Origin of the sequence: Thalassotalea sp. G20_0 (assembly GCF_017744175.1) — a bacterium.
In the GTDB taxonomy this organism is placed as follows: Bacteria; Pseudomonadota; Gammaproteobacteria; order Pseudomonadales; family Endozoicomonadaceae; genus Endozoicomonas.
Map to the genome: position 1 here is coordinate 36,122 of NZ_JAGHQV010000030.1, position 17,685 is coordinate 53,806.

The 17,685-nt window shown below is 47.6% G+C and carries 9 protein-coding genes; 8 read left to right on the top strand and 1 reads right to left on the bottom strand.

The window, feature by feature from the left end; all coding sequences use genetic code 11:
• Window positions 1–8: 8 nt before the first annotated feature.
• Both aspS and J7438_RS16975 read left to right on the top strand, forming a co-directional pair.
• A complete protein-coding gene (gene aspS, locus J7438_RS16970) occupies window positions 9–1,793 on the top strand; it encodes an aspartate--tRNA ligase (RefSeq protein ID WP_209277487.1) in 1,785 nt (594 codons plus the stop codon).
• Between the two features lie 60 nt (window positions 1,794–1,853).
• Window positions 1,854–2,600 carry a YebC/PmpR family DNA-binding transcriptional regulator gene (locus J7438_RS16975; RefSeq protein WP_209202657.1) on the top strand — a complete coding sequence of 249 codons (747 nt, stop codon included), beginning with the start codon at window positions 1,854–1,856 and terminating at the stop codon, window positions 2,598–2,600.
• A 201-nt stretch (window positions 2,601–2,801) separates the two neighbouring features.
• Here the strand turns inward: J7438_RS16975 and J7438_RS16980 are convergent, their stop codons facing one another.
• Entirely contained in the window at window positions 2,802–6,287 is a 3,486-nt protein-coding gene (locus J7438_RS16980; RefSeq protein WP_209277488.1) for an RAP domain-containing protein, read from the bottom strand.
• Window positions 6,288–7,044: 757 nt separating this feature from the next.
• Here J7438_RS16980 and ruvC point away from each other — a divergent pair.
• The 6 genes from ruvC to tolQ all read left to right on the top strand — a co-directional run bounded on the left by ruvC (window position 7,045) and on the right by tolQ (window position 17,683).
• Window positions 7,045–7,569 carry a crossover junction endodeoxyribonuclease RuvC gene (ruvC, locus tag J7438_RS16985; protein ID WP_209202655.1) on the top strand — a complete coding sequence of 175 codons (525 nt, stop codon included), beginning with the start codon at window positions 7,045–7,047 and terminating at the stop codon, window positions 7,567–7,569.
• Between the two features lie 22 nt (window positions 7,570–7,591).
• The gene (gene ruvA, locus J7438_RS16990; RefSeq protein ID WP_209277489.1) at window positions 7,592–8,209 is read left to right on the top strand and encodes a Holliday junction branch migration protein RuvA; all 618 of its coding nucleotides are present in this window, start codon (window positions 7,592–7,594) and stop codon (window positions 8,207–8,209) included.
• A 20-nt stretch (window positions 8,210–8,229) separates the two neighbouring features.
• Window positions 8,230–9,231 (top strand): Holliday junction branch migration DNA helicase RuvB, encoded by a 1,002-nt coding sequence (gene ruvB / locus J7438_RS16995; protein WP_209277490.1) that lies wholly within the window; start codon window positions 8,230–8,232, stop codon window positions 9,229–9,231.
• 173 nt (window positions 9,232–9,404) lie between these two features.
• The gene (locus J7438_RS17000; protein ID WP_209277491.1) at window positions 9,405–13,316 is read left to right on the top strand and encodes a hypothetical protein; all 3,912 of its coding nucleotides are present in this window, start codon (window positions 9,405–9,407) and stop codon (window positions 13,314–13,316) included.
• 254 nt (window positions 13,317–13,570) lie between these two features.
• Window positions 13,571–16,774, top strand: coding sequence for an ATP-binding protein (locus tag J7438_RS17005; RefSeq protein WP_209277492.1), 3,204 nt, complete (start codon window positions 13,571–13,573; stop codon window positions 16,772–16,774).
• Between the two features lie 228 nt (window positions 16,775–17,002).
• Complete coding sequence (gene tolQ / locus J7438_RS17010) at window positions 17,003–17,683, top strand: protein TolQ (RefSeq protein ID WP_503003915.1); 681 nt, start codon at window positions 17,003–17,005, stop codon at window positions 17,681–17,683.
• Window positions 17,684–17,685 lie beyond the last annotated feature (2 nt).

The following is a 17,685-nucleotide window of genomic DNA, read 5'->3' on the forward strand; positions in this document are numbered from 1 at the left end:
GGTATATTATGCGCAGCCATTATTGCGGCGAACTGAATCTTTCCCATGATGGGCAGGAAGTCACCCTCTGCGGTTGGGTACATCGCCGTCGTGATCACGGTGGCGTGATTTTCCTGGACCTGCGTGACCGTGAAGGCCTGGCTCAGGTGGTGGTCGACCCTGATACTGAAGAAGCGTTTGCACTGGCTGACAAGGTGCGTAGCGAATATGTCCTGAAAATCACCGGTATGGTTCGTCCCCGTCCTGAAGGCACCGTGAACAGCAATATGTCTACCGGTGAGATTGAGGTGCTGGGTAAGCAGGTGGAAATCCTTAACCAGGCCCAGACTCCGCCTTTCCAGATTGAAGGTTATACCGACGTGGGTGAAGATGTCCGCCTGCGTAACCGGGTCATTGATCTGCGTCGTCCTGAAATGCAGGAAAAGCTGATTATTCGCAGCAAAGCCACCGCTGTCGTGCGTCGCTTTATGGAAGAGCACGGCTTTCTGGATATTGAAACACCGATGCTGACCCGTGCAACTCCGGAGGGAGCCCGGGATTACCTGGTGCCCAGCCGCGTGCATCCGGGGCACTTCTACGCACTTCCCCAGTCTCCACAGCTGTTCAAACAGATGTTGATGGTGTCTGGTTTTGATCGTTACTACCAGATCGTCAAGTGTTTCCGTGATGAAGATCTGCGTGCTGACCGTCAGCCGGAATTTACCCAGATCGATATTGAGACATCCTTCCTGGATGAAGCTCAGATCATGGGCATCACTGAGTCCCTGATCAAAAAACTGTTCATGGAAGTGAAGAGCGTGGATCTCGGTGCTGAATTCCCACGCATGACCTATGCCGAAGCCATGAGCCGTTATGGTTCTGACAAGCCAGACCTGCGTATTCCCCTGGAGCTGGTGGATGTAGCAGACCTGATGGCTGGCGTTGACTTCAAGGTATTTAAAGGCCCGGCAGAAGATCCTAAAGGCCGTGTTGCCGCGCTGAAAGTGACCGGCGGTGCCGAGTTGAGCCGTAAGCAGATTGACGACTACACAAAGTTTGTCAGCATCTACGGTGCTAAAGGTCTGGCCTGGATCAAGGTGAATGAGCTGGAGAAAGGGGTTGAAGGCCTTCAGTCGCCAATCATCAAGTTTCTGGGTGATGATGTCACTATGAACATCATGTCCCGTATTGGTGCTGCCAATGGCGACATTGTCTTCTTTGGTGCGGATAAAGAAACGATTGTGAATGAGGCACTGGGTGCTTTGCGTTGCAAGGTGGGTGAAGATCTGAATCTTTATACCTGTGACTGGGCACCATTGTGGGTTGTTGACTTCCCGATGTTTGAAGAAACTGATAATGGTTCCCTGACTGCGCTGCACCATCCATTCACGGCACCAACCTGCTCTGCGCAAGAGCTGGAAGCTAATCCTTCTCAGGCACTGTCCCGTGCTTATGATATGGTTCTGAATGGCTATGAAGTGGGTGGTGGTTCCGTCCGTATTCATCGTCAGGAAATGCAGCAGGCGGTATTCCGTGTGCTGGACATCCAGGAAGAAGAGCAGCGTGAGAAGTTTGGCTTTCTGCTGGATTCCCTGAAGTACGGTGCGCCTCCTCACGGTGGCCTGGCATTCGGTCTGGACCGTCTGGTGATGCTGCTGTGTGGTACGACTAACATCCGTGAAGTGATTGCCTTCCCGAAAACCCAGTCAGCTTCCTGTTTGCTGACGCAGGCTCCGGGTGAAGTGGAAAGTCAGCAGCTTCGTGATCTGAATCTGCGCATTCGTCGCGATCCGGCATCTGCAACCAGTCACTGAATAATCGTGGCAGCCTCTCAGTGGAGCGGCTGCCAGCCAAGCGTTTAAATAGAGGTTTTTATGGCAGGTCATAGTAAATGGGCCAACATCAAACACCGTAAGGCTGCGCAGGACGCCAAGCGGGGCAAGATCTTTACCAAAATTATCCGAGAACTGACCGTTGCCGCAAAGCAGGGCGGCGGTAATGTTGAGGATAACCCGAAGCTGCGAGCGATCGTTGATAAAGCCCTGGCTGCCAATATGACCCGGGATACCATTAACCGCGCGATTGCTCGTGGTGCCGGTGGTGAAGATGATTCCAATATGGAAGAAGTCACCTATGAAGGCTACGGGGCCGGAGGTATCGCGGTTCTGGTTGAGTGCCTGACGGATAACCGCAACCGGACAGTGGCAGAAGTTCGTCATGCTTTTTCCAAGCATGGTGGTAACCTCGGAACCGATGGCTCCGTTGCTTATCTGTTCGAGCGTAAAGGTCAGATTTTCTTTGAAGAAGGTGTTGATGAAGAGCAGCTCATGGATGCGGCCCTGGAAGCCGGTGCTGAAGATATCGTCACTAATGATGATGGCTCAGTAGAAGTGCTGACCGAGTGGACTGAGTTTATGGCCGTCAAGGATGCTCTGGAAGCAGCGGGGCTCACTCCTGCGGGTGGTGAAGTCGCCATGATCGCTTCTACCCAGACAGAGCTTGACCTGGCAGGTGCCGAGAAAATCATGAAGCTGATTGATCGTCTGGAAGATCTGGATGATGTTCAGAATGTCTATACCAATGCGGACATTCCTGCAGAAGTCATGGAGCAACTGGGCTGAGTCCGGGTTGTGTTAACTGAAAGCCCGGATTGCTCCGGGTTTTACGGACTCGTTCCCACAGTCCGAGGCTGTCGCGAAAGCCTTACTATAAGAAATTGAAGGGACGCAAGACTAAAGCTGGTCGATGGCTGGCAAGCATTGCACAAAGAGTCCCTGGGTTTATGGTTCACTGGCAGATACGTCAGAAACTTTCTCCGGTCATTATCCCCATAATGAGTTTTTACTGGCTTTTTTTCTCTTCCTTTTTCTATTTTTTGGTTTAACTGTTTGTTCTTCTAAATATTCTTCCGCGGTAAAGTAACAGTCCTCTGAGAATTGCTCTCCTTCATCGGCAGTAACGTATGCCTCATCGTCTGTCCCCCCGCCGCTATTAAGTGACACAGAGCCATGGGGCTCTGGCAGGACTGCTAACTTTGTCTTTATTTGATCAATAACGATTTTCATTGAATTCTGGTTATCAAGCTTGTTCACCGGGATTTCAATGACATCAAATCCTAATTTTTGCAGCAGGGCGATTTTAAGCAAAGTCGAACCATTCCTGGTTTTGAAATCACCACTCACGTAATGAAAAGGTCCCTGAACATCGATAACCATGTTGTAATCTGGCAGTCGCAGGTCAACCGGAGGTAATGAGTTCAGACTCTTTTCTTCTTCAATCTTCAACGACGGAAAGCTTGATTGGAGGTGATCGCGGAAGGTGGATTGGGATTGTGAAATGATTGTTTGGTAATGGGGGATCACCGGACACGTTCTCCCTAGCCAACTTGCAGCCATGGCAATGATGTATTGATCATCTGTATTGCCTGAGGATGTATTTTCCAGGCGAGAAAATAGTTCACCTATGTGCTTTTCAAGCGAGTTTTTATCACTGCTACCTGTGTCCAGATGAAATCTGGCACAGAATACCATTACTCCCCAGAGAGACATCAATATATCATGCTCAGAGAGTTGAGGGTTTTCACTGATTCTCTCGACAAGAGAATCGAACATTGATTTTACCACTTTCAGCTCAATAGCCTCACCCAGTTTTGCCAGGGACCACAGCAGGTTGGCGACTTCCTGTGGCTTGAAATGGTCTTTCTCTTCCTTTGATTCGGCTTTGGTTAGCACATGGGGCAACAGCGCAGCCATAACCTCTTTGAGCTTCGGTGTTTTCTCCAGCTTCAGCCCATTGCCCATCAGTTTCGCCAGGGCCCACAGCAGGTTGGTGGTACCTTGATTGTTGAAGTGGTCTTTCTCTTCTTTTGATTCGGCTTTGATTTCCACATGGGACAACAGCGAGGCTACGGCCTCTTTGAGCTTCGGTGTCTTCTCCAGCTCCAGTCCGTTGTCCACCAGTTTCGCCACAGCCCACAGCAGGTTGGCGACTTCCTGTGGCTTGAAGTGGTCTTTCTCTTCTTTTGATTCGGCTTTGATTTTCACATGTGGCAATAGTGCGACCACGGCCTCTTTGAGCTTCGGTGTTTTCTCCAGCTCCAGCCCATTGTCCGCCAGTTTCGCCAAGGCCCACAGCAAGTTGGCGACACCCTGTGGCTTGAATTGGTCTTTCTCTTCTTTTGATTCGGCTTTGGTTTCCACATGGGGCAACAGCGCGGCCACGGCCTCTTTCAGCTTCGGTGTCTTCTCCAACTCCAGCCCATTGTCCACCAGTTTCGCCACGGCCCACAGCAGGTTGGCGACTTCCTGTGGCTTGAAGTGGTCTTTCTCTTCTTTTGATTCGGCTTTGGTTTCCACATGGGGTAACAGCGCGGCCACGGCCTCTTTGAGCTTCGGTGTCTTCTTCAGCTCCAGGCCATTGTCCACCAGTTTCGCCACGGCCCATAGCATGTTGGCGACATCCTGTGGCTTGAAGAGTCCTTTATCTTCTTTTGTTTCGGCTTTGGTTTTCACATGGCGCAAAAGTGCGGCCACGGCCTCTATGAGCTTCGGTACCTTCTCCAGCTCCAGGCCATTGTCCACCAGTTTTGCCACGGACCACAGCAGGTTGGTGATACCTTGAGTGTTGAAGTGGTCTTTCTCGTCTTTTGATTCGGCTTTGGTTTTCACATGGGACAACAGAGCGGCCACGGCCTCTTTGAGCTTCGGTGTTTTCTCCAGCTCCAGCCCGTTGTCCACCAGTTTCGCCACGGCCCACAGCAGGTTGGCGACTTCCTGTGGCTTGAAGTGTTCTTTCTCTTCTTTTGATTCTGCTTTGGTTTCCACATTGGGCAACAGCGCGGCCACGGCCTCTTTGAGCTTCGGTGTTTTCTCCAGCTCTAGCCCATTGTCCGCCAGTTTCGCCAAAGACCAAAGCAGGTTGGCGATATGCTGAGGAATGAAGCGGTCTTTCTCTTTTTTTGATTCGGCTTTGGTTTTCACATGGTGCAACAGCGCGGCTACGGCCTCTTTGAGCATCGGTGTTTTCTCCAGCTCCAGCCCGTTGTCCACCAGTTTCGCCACGGACCACAGCAGGTTGGTGATACCTTGAGTGTTGAAGTGGTCTTTCTCGTCTTTTGATTCGGCTTTGGTTTTCACATGGGGCAACAGAGCGGCCACGGCCTCTTTGAGCTTCGGCGTTTTCTCCAGCTCCAGCCCGTTGTCCACCAGTTTCGCCACGGACCACAGCAGGTTGGTGATACCTTGAGTGTTGAAGTGGTCTTTCTCGTCTTTTGATTCGGCTTTGGCTTTCACATGGGGCAACAGAGCGGCCACGGCCTCTTTGAGCTTCGGTGTTTTCTCCAGCTCCAGCCCGTTGTCCACCAGTTTCGCCACAGACCACAGCAGGTTGGCGATACCTTGGGTGTTGAAGTGGTCTTTCTCGTCTTTTGATTCGGCTTTGGTTTTCACATGGGGCAACAGCGCGGCTACGACCTCTTTGAGCTTCGCTGTCTTCTCCAGCCCGTTGTTCACCAGTTTCGCCAGGGCCCACAGCAGGTTGGTAATATGCTGAGGAGTAAAGTGGTCTTTCTCTTCTTTTGATTCGGCTTTGGTTTTCACATGGGGCAACAGTGCGGCTACGGCCTCTTTGAGCTTCGCTGTCTTCTCCAGCCCGTTGTCCACCAGTTTCGCCACAGCCCATAGCAGGTTGGCGATACCTTGTGTATCAATAGTCCTTACTTCAGGTTTTTGGTTGCACTGTATTGTTACTGCATCAAGTAAAGTTGACAGTAAAGCAGCTTGAGTTTCCTTTCCCAACTCATCCATGTATTTATGAGGGGTCAAAACACCCGCTGAAGTAAAGGAATGAAGCGTTGTCGTCAGGCTTCGCCAGGTCCACCCGGGTGTCGCTTTAAAATCGTGCAACAATGGTATCAGTTGGCTTTGTTCACTATGATTTAAAGGTCGTTTTGACGCCAGTGTGTATTGTTTAATTGAACTGGCAAATTGACTGTGCTTTCTACCATCATAGCGATCACCATAACGAGCAGATATCCTCACCAGGCAATTCATTTTTTCGTGTGTAATGAGAGCATTAAAATCATAAACAGGTTTTACTGAATGTCTTGGTGGATAGTGAGAGGAGCATGCGTCAGAAGTATGATAAAATGCATTACACCTTGGGATATAGGGGAGTGGAGTATTCACCTGTCTGACTGTGCTATGCTGATATCGCCCACTCCTTGAAGCATTGGTATGACCATCCGGTGGTTTATAATTATTACCTGATGTCGTGTATTTCCAACTTATACCAGCAGCGCCTCTATCCATAATTATATTTCATTAATTCATAAAAAATATAAAAAGTAGACTACTGTCCTGTATATAGTTCATCTTGCTGAAATGTCTATAAACTCTTGTTTAATTGGTGCTTGCGACGAATTTTATAGATTAAATTCGGAATTCTCTTGTTGTATGTACTTCCTTTGGTTTTGAGTGCCGAAGCCCTAAAACTTTCTCCGGTTATTATCCCCATAATGAGTTTTTACTGGCTTTTTTCTCTTCCTTTTTCGCTTTTTGGTTTACCTGTTTGCTCTTCTAAATTATTGCGCGGTAAAGTAACAGTCATCTGAGAACTGCCCTCCTTCATCGGCTGTAACGTATGCCTTATCTGCTGACCCCTCGCGCTGAAGTGACACAAGGCAATGGGCCTCTGGCGGGGTGGCTAACCTTGTCTTTATTTGATCAATAATGGGTTTTTAGACCAATTTGCTGCCATCCTCGCTACGGGCGCTATTCTCGAGCCTCCTAGCCAAAAACAATTATCAGGGAGCCTCAGGCTTCCATTAAAGATTAAAGGCCAGTGTGATTAGAAACAGCACCACAGTGACACTGGCAATGGTCAGTAATGTTTTCATTTGATTATTCATCTGGCAAGCTGACTCCCCAAAACCCACGTTCAAGAGTAAGTCGCAATCGCTGAGTTTCGTAGCCTATTTGGGTAATGTCGTGTTTCAAAATTGTAATGCTGGAAACGTGTATGTATATACAGTATTCTTTTTAACGACAGGTTTGGAACAGAAATGGAATGGCCATATTGTTGGGGATTGATCCCGGGTCCAGGATTACCGGGTATGGAATCATTGAGGAAATCGGCTCCCAATGTAAATACGTGGCATCGGGCTGTATCCGAATTCAGGATGGGCCACTACCAGAAAGACTTGCCCAAATTTTTCAGGGTATCAATACGGTGATTGAAATGTACAGCCCGCAATCTGTCGGAATTGAGCAGGTGTTTATGGCCCGCAATGCCGACTCTGCCCTGAAGCTTGGGCAGGCCCGTGGCGCGGCGATTGTTGCCGCGGTAAATCATGGGCTTGACGTTTCAGAGTACTCGGCACGACAGGTGAAACAGGCGGTGGTGGGTAAGGGCTCTGCGGAAAAGTCCCAGGTACAGCACATGATTACTTCAATTCTGAAGTTGGATAAAACCCCTCAGGCCGATGCCGCCGATGCGTTAGCAGTGGCATTGTGTCACTCCCACACACGGGCAAGTCTGGTGCGAATGGCCGGTGCAACGGGTAGAAGAAATCGTCGGTTATTAAGTAGTTAAGTCGCTAGAAGAGATACTGAATATGATAGGCAGACTTCGCGGTATTTTGCTGGAAAAAAAAGCCCCATACCTGCTGATTGAGGCAGGGGGTGTGGGCTATGAAGTTGAAGCGCCGATGTCGGTGTTTTACCGTCTGCCAGAGGTTGGTGTTGAGACAACACTTTATACGCACTTTGTCGTTAGAGAAGATGCGCAGCTGCTCTATGGCTTCAGCGACGCCCGGGAGAGAGAGCTGTTCCGTACCCTGATTAAAGTGAATGGGGTGGGTCCGAAACTGGGCCTGACACTGCTCTCCGGAATAGAAGCGTCTGTATTTGTACGTTGTGTTCATGATGGCGACAGTTCTACCCTGGTGAAATTACCAGGGGTTGGTAAGAAAACTGCGGAACGCCTGATTGTGGAGTTAAAAGATAAACTGTCAAAATGGGATAGCGCAGCTGCGCAATTTGATGGTTTGACTGGAACGCCCCTGGGGCAGGCCCTGGAAAAACAGGCCGCTGATACTGAACAGGAAGCCGTCAGTGCCCTGGTTGCCCTGGGCTATAAGCCTCAGGAAGCCAGCAAGGTGATTGGGCGGATTAAAGTAGAAGGTCTGTCCAGTGAAGAACTGATCAGGCAGGCTTTAAGAAGTATGATTTAACATCATTCCCGGGAAAAATTATGATCGAAGCGGATCGCTTAATATCAGCCAGTGAACGCCCGAGCGAGGAGGCCCAGGATCGGGCCATTCGACCCGTCCGGTTGCTTGAGTATACCGGGCAGCCAAAAGTCAGGGAGCAGATGGAGATATTTATCCAGGCGGCCCGAAAGCGTGGTGATGCTTTGGATCATACGTTGATATTTGGTCCGCCCGGGCTGGGCAAGACAACGCTTTCCCATATTGTTGCCAATGAAATGGGCAGTAATATCCGTTCGACTTCCGGGCCTGTGATTGAAAAGGCCGGAGACCTTGCCGCCCTGCTCACGAACCTTGAGCCTAATGACATCCTGTTTATTGATGAGATCCATCGTCTCAGCCCGGCCGTTGAAGAAGTGCTCTATCCAGCCATGGAAGATTATCAGTTGGATATTATGATTGGTGAGGGTCCTGCGGCACGTTCGATTAAACTGGATCTGCCACCCTTTACCCTCGTGGGCGCGACCACCCGTGCAGGGCTGCTGACTTCACCTTTAAGGGATCGGTTTGGCATTGTTCAACGGCTTGAGTTCTACAATGTGGCGGATCTCAGTACCATTGTGCTCCGTTCTGCTGGTATTCTCGGAGTGCAGATGAATAGCGAGGCGGCCAATGAAGTTGCCCGCCGTTCAAGAGGCACACCCCGTATAGCCAACCGACTGCTGCGAAGAGTCAGGGATTACGCGGAAGTAAAAGGCGATGGTTCGGTAACCCGTGAACTGGCAGACGCTGCCCTGAATATGCTGGATGTGGACGCCAGCGGTTTTGATCATATGGACCGTCGACTGTTGCTGGCCATGATTGAAAAGTTTGATGGCGGTCCAGTGGGCGTTGACAACCTTGCCGCAGCCATCAGTGAAGAGCGGGACACCATTGAAGATGTGCTTGAACCCTACCTGATTCAACAGGGTTATATAATGAGAACACCCAGAGGCAGGGTATTAACTAAGAGCGCTTATCTACATTTTGGCTATGATTACCCTTAGGGGCTGTTCAGGTCGTATTATGAACTAGACTTCAGTTCATGCTCGGAGGACCTGTCAGTCCTCTTTTTTTATCCTTACGGCATTTGGAAATATCGTAACAGGAGTACCCTGATACCCTCAGTATGCAACTAAACTTCAACAGGCCACAGTCCGGCCCTATCTAAACAGACAGGATGTATAATATGCTCCCATTTGGAACGCCTGAAACTTCCTACGGGAGGCAGGTACGCTCGAATATTGATAGACCAGAGTCAGAGTATCCATCAGGAGAGGTACAAACTGCTGCCGGTATCAAAAGACGTGTTATCCCTTTTGCAGTAGCCGAACAGGTCTTCAAGGAGAACCTGATAGAAGGATTGATTAATCACAATGGAATGGGGAGACTGGCAGGGGTAAAAGACAGGGGATGTCGCCTGGTTGAGCGTCCTGAGTTAATTCAGTGGTTAACGACTGAAGCTGCACAAAGTCGTTTATCGGCACCTGATGTCATTTGGCCTCACAGGGGGATCAAGAGACCGAAATCAGATTACAGCACTCTCAGTCAACTTGAAGACCTGGCCGTGTTGATGGGGTTTGCGAAAAGTTTAGGGTTCACCCGTCATTCAGTTCAGGATGGCAACGCACCATTATGTAGAGATCTTCATCCGGTCATGGAGAAATTTGTTGCGTTGTTCGACAGCAACAATCTCGCGTTGAATTCTTATTATGAGGTGAGCTTTTATGCAAGGGATGATGTAGATAAACTGTATTTACACCTGAAACATTCACATGCGGTGACGCTGTTAACCCCTGATATTATTCCCGATCATGAGGATCCCTTTGGTCGCCATGACTTTGATCGGGTTACACACCCTGAACCAATGTATAGTCCTGATGGTATCTACATTGAACTGGATGGTGCTGAGGGTGACAGGGCGTTTTCAGGATTGATTAATCGAGTAAGACTGCTGGATCCATTCGAGGAAAAATCCAGCATGAATTTCCTGATTCGCTTTCGGGAAAATATTCCTGAGGATCAAATTATTTCTGAAATTGCCAGCTATCGGCTGGTCACTGGAAGTGAAGACAGGAATCAACTGTATTTTTCCAGCAGTGTCCCTGTAACAACTCTGAAAAAAGGGGAATTATTTATTGAGTTGCAAGCCCCGTTTATTAACTGTCCTGAACCCGATCTTGATGAAATATTTGATGTCGAAAAGGAGTGCAAATCAACCAGGGATAAGCTGAAAAGAAATCCGGATGGCAGTATAAACAATAAAACCAACAGGGATCTTCTGCGCCAGAAGTCGATACCCATTGTCAGAAATACCAGGAAGACTACACCTGAGAAAAATGGCTTTGTTGGTGAATATCTTGGTTCAGGAATTGCACAACGTGTTTTTATCCATGCAGAGTTTAACAAATTAGCAGCAAAAGAAATCATGCGCAGCATGAACCGCCCTACCTCTGCAACAACCATCAGGACACTGGGTAGTACACAGATAATATGCTCATGTGTAATGACAGACCCCCAGCTGGGAAAAAATGGAGAAATCAAGTTTGCACTGAGTCCTATAGAATACATAGCTGTTCCGTATCGGGAGGGTACTATTGATGCTGATCAGGTTTATGAATTTGATTTTCCAGAAAAGAATGTTTCCTATGGTGTCGCTGCTTCTAATTATCCAGTGACGGTCAGGAGGATAAGAAACAGTGCATCAGAGTCCGATGCTTTCAATAACCTTGATTACCTGCCCGTCCTGCCCAGAGAAGATTGCGATGAACCGGTCTTGTCCGACCACCATTACAGGATGGAAGCAATGGATGTTAATGGCGATTCAATGAAGCCGGAGTTTTATGAACAGGACCAGGTGACAGTGTTAGGATTACAGAGGAAATACGATCAGGAAGAGATGGTTGAATATATATTGAAAGATCCTGATGAAAAACCTGAGGTTAAATTTGAAATCATTAAAGGCATTCTGGATTTGATAGACAGGTGTGACCGATTTAACAAGATGATCGAGGAGAAAGGCAATGGCTGGGTAATCAAATGTGTTATTGATGGTAATTTTGCAAATTTTGCCTATGACCGGAAGAAACATCAGCTTATTTATCTTGATGTTGCCCCGGCAACGGTTACCATCGATGGACAGATTTTGCCGGGGAATCAATTTATGATGGAATGGATTAAGGAGCGCCATGACTTTATTTCCAAAATGTCTGAAGATCCACAGATGTCAAAATTGTTTGTGCTGGTGATGCTGACCAATGATCTTCGTCAACTTGAAAAAATACAATCCAGACTGGTAAGAGAGTCGGTCAGTCATGATTCACATAAAGAGGAAACCTCTTCCCTGCGGGACGTGGTCAGCAAAGTGTCCTCTTTGCTGGCGGAAGATGATCGGTTTTTATCCTGGTGTGCCTGCCATTTTTTCTCAGGCTCTGAAATGACTATGGAAAGCCTCAGTTATAATGAAGACGCGTCTTCAGGGGGGCAGTTTTCTCAAGTTGTATCGAGTTTATTTGAACGGTATATACAAAAACCCCTGGTTGATTTTGATCAATATGTAGATAAGACTGATCCGGCTGAATCGGAAAAGATAAAATCATTACCCTTATCAAGAAGAATGGAGTTGCTTCGACAGTTGTCTGATGTGGCCTTTGGATACATGAAGCGAATAAAAAAGAGTCTGGCGGAGAAATCATCGAAGAAGTTGAATGGCAATGGTATTGGTGACCACAAAGAAGATATCTTATCCAAAATTGAATGCGAAACAATGATGAATAAGGCTATAAAAGGTGATGTTATTCATTTCTTTCCAACTACTTGCCCTAAAGAGGATATGTTTAATGAATCTGCTTTTGCCTGGCTAAAAAAATGGGAAGATGTTCATAGCTATAAACCCATAGAGGGTGGAAGCGTTGATAGTGTTTTGGGATTAAGTCATCAGTTATTGCTGGATGCCGAGTTTGACGAAGCCAGTGATTCTCTAATGATCACCATACCTTGCTTTCAACGACTGGTCAGAAGGATTTATGGTAAAAAAGTGGATGTGCTCCTGGTTGAGCCTTTTCATGGGCGTGATAAGAAGTTTCGAACGGCTTTATATCAGTGGCGGTCTATGTGTCAGGATAAATCTCTTCGCCTGGAAGAATGCACAGGGGTTGAGGCATTTCATGATACTCTGGAGAATTTGACAATGGACACAATGGTACTTGTTAATCGTCAACCGGAGCATTCCTATCTGATTGGCAATGTCAGTGAAAACCCATGGTCCAGTATTTTCGTCAAGGACAAAGGAGAGCAGGGCAGTAAGCTAAATTGCTCATTACCAGTTACCTATATGCCATGCCAGGATGGTTATGAAAAATTATTTTTTGAAAAAGTGCTTCGTGGTTTGAAAGAATTATACGAAATCAGAAAAGAAATAAGTCTGGGAAATGAAAATAATGAGAACCTTTCTGATGAAGATTTCCTTAAGAAGCTCGTCGTATGGCTCCCGGGCAGCTGTGCGGAAACCAGGAAGGTAGAACGGGATGTTGAGCGTGTCTTTATCAAAATGAACTTGTCGTCCAGTATTATGACTCGATTAAAGCCATGGCTTCGTGGTTATGTCGATATGATACAAGATGAATTTGGTCGGGAACACTCTCCAAGAGTGTACATGATGATGCCACTACCTTCAGAAGATACCAGAGAGTATGCTCGTTGGATGCTACGTCTCACGAAGGATAGAAATGGCAATGACATATCATTCATGAACTTTACCAGTGAGCTTACCATGAATATGCTTCAGGAGAAGATTAAGGCAAGGATTAATGAAACCTCATCCTCCAAACCGGACTTTATGTTTATCGAGGGAGGGTATGGGTACAGGTCGGGGCATTTTCTACTGCATGATACGCCAGTCGTCAGAGTATGCAGTGGTTATGATGAGGGCTTTTTCAAAGCAATAGACCGCATTGGTTCTGTGGAAGATCTATCCTTGAAGTCAGTATCTGTCAGTATACCATATACTTCCCTTATCAACGGGGACTCCATCAGCAGGAGTTCTATGGAGTGCCTTAATGACCCCCATGGGAGATTCTATAGTGATCGATAATGCGGGGCATGTTGGATGATGGTTGTCTGATAAACACGGCTGCAGTACCTATGAAATATTTCCGGATGTAATATGGTGTTATGGCTACATCTATCCGTCAGAAGATTACGCTGTTTAATCTGCTACCAGCGATAGTGTTCTACAGTATCATTACGTTTGTTTTTCTATATTTTACCTTTCGGACTGCCTCTGAGGAAATCGGCAGAAGGCATCTCAATGAGACGTTGCGATATGCAGCATCCGTAGATACAAGAATGAGTAAAGTGATCCTGGCTGGCAAGGCCTTATCCCTGTCTGCCAGTGATATTTCTTATCATGACCTTTCTGCAAAAGTTATTTCAATATTCAGAGATATGCCCTATGTGAAATCGGTATCCATTGTCGATTTTGAAAAGAAAGGCGGGGTGTTGATAAAAAGTAAAGAGTCTGTTTACTTTGATTGGATGGTGAAGAAATTTGTTTCTGGAGATCAAGGCTCAGATTACTCCATTCCTGATCAAATCTATTTATCAATCAACAATAATTTAGAGTATGACTGGTATGTTAATACTGAATTAACCGGGCCGGTATTTTATACCAGCTTTCTGGTCAGGGTGTCGGATGATAACCATCGGACCCGCTTTCTAAGGCTCGATCTGGATGCCGCCAAACTGGTCAATATGCCGATAAACCTGGATTTTCGGGTTCGCCTGATTATTGCCGACCCTTTCGGACACATTGTGTACGCCAATGGCATATCGCTACTGAAGTACAGAACCATTGAAAAATTCTCACGGCTTGGGCCTTGTGAGGGCAGTGGTGAACTCTATTTTCCCTCAGATAATGGCGGTTCGTTCAGGCATTTACTTTACAGCCCGATTAAACCTTCCAGGCCTGATCAACCGTGCGGTTTTATGAAGGATGTTTTGCACAATGTTGTTAAGGAGGGCAGGCTGGTCAGTGTCCGTATTCTAACCAGGGGCAGCTACAAGTGGTCGGCAGCTGTGCCTGTTAAATCCACCGGTTGGTTTTTCAGCTATAGCATCATGGAAACTGACATCATGAAGCCGGTGTATAAACAGGCCTTTTTAAGCGCAAGCCTGATTGGTCTGGCCATGGTGTTAGCCATTATATGCTTATGGGGTGTGTCTGGCAGGATTACGCGTCCCCTGAATGAATTAAAGCGTGAAATGAATACCTTTGGTTTTCTGCCCAGTGACTCAAGTGATAATTTCCAGGATTCAAAGGATGAGGCGGTTAGCCTGAACCGGAGCTTTATCCGGTTAAAGGAACGACTGTTAAACCGGGAAGAAGCTTTGCAAAAAGCCCGGGCACAAAATATGGCCAGCCTTGTCCAGCAGCTAAGAGGACGTTATTTCTATTTTCATCTGGCCACTTCGGGGGATATTACCTATGTCAGTCCATCAATAACTTCAGTACTGGGTTTCGACGAAGACGAGTTTTCTGGAAAAATTCAGGGTTTCTTAACGGATTCGGTGATTAACGATACCTTCAGAAGCGTCCTGAAGCAGTTGCCAAAAGGGGTTTGGCAGGAAACATTTGAACTGGAATTTTTCCATAAAGACGGTTCCATACGCTGTATTGAAGTGGGTTGTGCGGGGCACGCCAATAAAAGCTCTCTCACCCAGAAAAACACCGGTCAACAGCTGGATAGCATTGAGTGTATGGGAAATGATATTACCCATCTTGTTCGTGATACGGAAAAATTCAAGGCATTGATAGCCGGTTCGCCGGATGCCATTGTTATCACCGATACGGCGGGTGTCATCACCCTGGTCAACCCCAGGGTCGAAGATCTCTTTCGTTATCATGAGTGTGATTTACTGGGCCTGCCATTAGCGCTGTTAATTGATCCTGAGTACCGGTCAGATCTGATGCTGCTGAAGGAGCTCGACTCCGATGACATCGATAGCCATTGCCTGGAGGCATGGCTTTCCCGTGGGGTTGATAAGTATGGCCATGGATTTCCAGTGGAAATATCCAGCAACGTGCTGACCACAGCCGATGGTTTGCTGATCTCCATCGTTTTTCGTGACATTACCCAGAGAAAACGGATCGAAGGCGAGCTGCTGAAGGCGAAAGAAACGGCCGAAAAGGCCAGTCAGGCAAAATCTTTATTCCTGTCACATATCAGCCATGAACTGAGAACCCCGCTTAATGGCGTCCTTGGCTATGCCCAGCTGCTGTTGGCTGACAGTGATGTTCCTGATAAATACCGGGAAAGTCTGTCATCCCTTGAGGCCTGTGGTTTGCATCTTTTGACCATGATTAATGACATTCTCGATATCACCAAGATTGAAAGCGGCATTGTGAGAACCCGGGTGGTGCCTTTTAATATCCAGGTGACGCTGGATATGGTGTTTGCCAATTTTCGCGAAACTGCGAAAGTCAAAGGCCTGAACTTGCTGCTGGATATTCTGCCCAATGTGGAGCTGGAGATCGTTGCTGATAATGTCAAACTGCGCCAGGTGTTGATCAATCTGGTTGGCAATGCCGTCAAGTTTACTGACTCTGGCAGTGTCTATCTAAAGGTGTTTGTCAAAGGTGAAAAGCTTCAATTTGAAGTCCTTGATAGTGGCGTGGGCATTGTCCCATCGGATTTGGCGCAGCTGTTTCAGCCATTCACCCAGCTAAAGAAAGGGCAGGAATGTGGCGGTGCCGGTTTGGGGCTGTCTATCAGTTATCGTCTGGTGGAAGCTATGGGGGGAGAGCTTCAGGCTGAGAGTGAACCAGGCAAAGGGAGTCGTTTTTATTTTAGTATTCCCTATCAGGTTAGCCACGGGGAAAGCAGAAACGTGTTAGCCGACTCGCCCCCGGGAAACGGCGGAGCTGATTTACAGCCAGAGCACTTTAATCAACATCAAATTCTGGTGGTTGACGATAGCATTAATAATAGAGATATGTTGGTAAAGGCGCTTAAGTCTAAGTCTTTTCATGTTGAGGCAGCAGAGGGAGGGTTGGAAGCGGTGGAAAAATGCAGAACCACTCGCTACGACCTTATTTTGATGGATCTTAGAATGCCCGGCCTGGATGGCTTTGATGCTGCCAGGGCGATTCACCGTATCGGCCGACACCCATCCATTAAGATTATGGCCGTATCTGCCAGTGTGTCAGAACAGGCGAGAGTACAAATTGCAGATTCCGGTTTTTGTGGTTTTATTGCCAAACCCGTGCGCTTTGATGAACTGTTTAATTGTATTTATGACCATTTGGAAAATGATAACGGCTTGTCTCCTGATTTGCCGCTCTCCGGCGTTTGTCAGAAGGAAATGGTCACTGCTTTGCAGCGCCTGCTTGAGATCGGTGACCTGAAAACACTGGAAGAAAAAGCCGAAGGGTGGTCTGTGCAGCCGGGTTATGGCAACGTCCCTGAAAAAGTTATTGAACTGTGTAAGCTGCTGGACGTTATGGGGCTGGAGACACTCTGTAACGCTTTAGTGGAACATTCTGGCTCATAGCTTCATTGTGAACTGTGCAAAAGCGTAGTTGGGGTTTCTGTCCTTCTGTAGGGTGTCTGTAAATCTGATTTGATCTCCCTCACTGACGTGTTATCAAACAGTTATTCTCGGGATAAGATTACCCGGCTTTGATTGACCTTTATCGGGTGGTTCTGATCCCCATTGTGGTTTTTGGTGTTATGATCAGTCCTTTTTCGACTTCATAATTGATGGGTAGAGAGGTTGTCGGTGGCAGAAAGCATGTCTCTATGGGCTCTGGTGGGTAACGCCAGTTGGATTGTGCTACTGGTATTATTGTTACTGGTAGCTGCATCGGTTGTTTCATGGATGATAATTTTCCAGCGGGGAATCCTGCTGAGAAATGCGCAGCAGGCTATGATTGCCTTTGAGGATCGTTTCTGGTCGGGAATGGATCTGATTCTGCTGTACAAGGAAGTGCAACAAAATGAACAACCCGGCTCAGGGGTGGAGCACATTTTTAAAGCCGGTTTTGCCGAGTTTACCCGCCTGCGAAACCAGGGGACTGTTGATCCTGATGCGGTTATGGAAGGTGCTCAGCGGGCCATGAGGGTGGCCATTTCCAGGGAGCAGGAGCGCCTGGAAGGGAACCTTCCCTTTCTTGCCAGTGTTGGATCTACCTGCCCTTATCTTGGTCTTTTTGGCACGGTTGTCGGTATTATGAACTCTTTCCGGGGGCTGGCGGTGGTTCAGCAGCCAACCCTGGCTTCGGTTGCACCGGGCATTGCCGAGGCTTTGCTGACCACTGCTGTCGGCCTGGTTGCCGCTATTCCGGCGGTTGTCGCCTATAACCGCTATGCTTCAAGGGTTGAAGCCCTGGTGTCCAATTACGAGATATTTGCGGATGAGTTTTCCAGTATCCTTCACCGTAAAGTTTACAGCCGGACATAAAG